Genomic DNA, 293 nt, shown 5'->3' with positions numbered 1-293 from the left:
CTGATAATGATTCAGGAAACATTTTCTTAACATTAAGCGAAGGAGAAAAAAATTTCATAGCCTTTCTTTACTTTTATCAGTTATGCTTAGGGACAGATAATCAAAACAATTCTTCAAAAAAGAAAATAATTGTAATTGATGATCCTGTTTCAAGTTTAGATAATCAGGTGCTATTTATAATCACAACTCTTGTAAGAAAACTAATCGAAAAGAAAGGAAAATCTCCCGATCACAAAGATTTAAAAAATACAAATATATCTCAGGTGTTTATATTAACTCACAATATCTATTTT

The 293-nt window shown here is 27.0% G+C and carries 1 protein-coding gene; it reads left to right on the top strand.

What is annotated here, in order from left to right; genetic code table 11:
• A partial coding sequence (locus SB764_RS39315; RefSeq protein WP_410866652.1) for an AAA family ATPase occupies positions 1-293 on the top strand: 293 nt, incomplete at both ends.

Origin of the sequence: Paraburkholderia sp. SIMBA_027 (genome assembly GCF_046535315.1) — a bacterium.
In the GTDB taxonomy this organism is placed as follows: Bacteria; Pseudomonadota; Gammaproteobacteria; order Burkholderiales; family Burkholderiaceae; genus Paraburkholderia; species Paraburkholderia tropica.
Note: the sequence above shows the minus strand (reverse complement) of the source record. Positions and strands in the feature narration are given on the sequence as shown.